Annotated in this window: 1 pseudogene; it reads right to left on the reverse strand. The window is 37.1% G+C overall.

Annotated elements, in window-relative coordinates:
- Positions 1-500: 500 nt before the first annotated feature.
- Positions 501-1,853, reverse strand: a pseudogene (locus AC1DND_RS26955) (glycosyl transferase); the annotation flags it as partial.

Genomic DNA, 1,853 nt, shown 5'->3' on the forward strand with positions numbered 1-1,853 from the left:
GTGGTATATTCCTGCGGATCGATTATCAGTAATGGAGAATTAATTATCCCTTATGGTTTATCTGATTATAGTTCTTCGTTTGCAAGCGTAAATCTGGAGTTGTTGCTAGCCAAATTGCTGGAAAATAATTAAAACAGATCTTTCATTAGGCTATATCATAAGTTGTGGTTTCATTCGATCTGTCACGTTGTGCAAAGGACTCCTACGGAGAGCTTGTCGAAACGTTTTATGGGCATTTAAACAAGTCCTTCGACAGGCTCAGGATGACAGATCGTATAATTAGCCGTCCTGCTGAACTTGTTTCAGCATCTTACTGGTCATCAAGACCCTGAAATAAATTACCTTCGGTGAGCTCGCTTAAGGCTCGGTTTACTTCATAGCTCTTTCCGCGGCGCTACAGGTCATGGTGACGATCGTCTCGACTTATTCTTCAAAACAATATAAAAAAGGCCGGTTCATTTCTGAATCAGCCTTTTTATATTTCCAAGACAAATTAATCTTTAGCTACATTTATCTGCCTCCACCAGGGGAGACGAAAGTGTTTCATATTCGGCTTCTGCTGCCTTTAATATAGCTAAATGGGAGATGAAATAGGCCAATGTACTCTCAGCACCTTGATTCCTGTTTACACTGTTAAACTGTAGCCCATCAGCACATCCATGTGTTTCAAAATCGTATAAAGGAATATGAAGGCTGTTTCTTCCTAAAAACCATTCGTAGCTAACATGCATTAAATTTAAATATTTATCATCTTTGGTTACCTCGAATGTTTTAGCATAGAGTAAAACCATTGCCATTGTTTCTATAGCCTGTTGGTCATAGATAGGATTTTTGCCATGTTTTTTCATCCATCCTGCATTTCCAACCGGATTTAGATAGCCATTTTCGAAAGAAAAGCTATTTAAAAACTCAATACTCTCCATCGCAATTTTATAGGATGTTGTATTTCCGGTAACTTCATAATGATGAAGCAAAGCCAAAGGAAGGATTGCATTATCATAGGTAAGAATATCTTCAAACCAATGCCAATCGCCATCCTTATTGTCTTGATATGATGCCATTAATGAATTGGCCAGCATATTGATTTCTTTTGTGATTAACTCATCACCAGGATGGGCACAAAGATAATATGATAGACCAATAATGGTATTGGCTTTTCCACGGAGATATTTTAATTCTTTAAAATGCGGAATAGAATGCGAAAATAATTCTCTACCAAATTCACGGTAAGAATTGTTGGGTGCACTGCAAACTAAATAACCCAATGACCAGATGGTACGGCCAAAAGAGTCTTCTGAGCCTATTTTATCCAAATAATTGCGGTTAAAACTCAAGAAATTCCTAAAATTCCCATCATCGGTTTGCATATATTGAATAAAGCTCAGATAAACAGGCATGAATTTTAAAGCTTTAGGATTTTTATCCTGCTCGATAGCCATTAATGCCATAATTAATGCCCTCGCATTATCATCAATGCAATAGCCTTCTTTCAGATTTGGAATGCCAAAACGGGCGTGCTGAATAATTCCGGTATCATCTGTTAGTAGCGAAATATGATCTAAATTAAGCGCTGGCATACCCTCCACATCAATAATAGGAGGAGTAACTCTTTCGGGTCTTTTTCCATTGGCCAGAGCTTCATTTAACACATTAAGATAAACACTTCCAATGGCTGGCCAACGAAGATTTAAGCCATATTCATAAGCATTTCGCTTCAATTTTTGATATTTATCCTTATCACTTAATAGTTCATTGACGATGGTTGCCAGTTGCACATCATTTTTAAAATCAAATAATTTGCCTCTATTATCAGCTAAAAGTTCTTGTGCATGCCAATATGGAGTAGAAACTAC

It is taken from the genome of Pedobacter sp. 01N416, assembly GCF_056399685.1.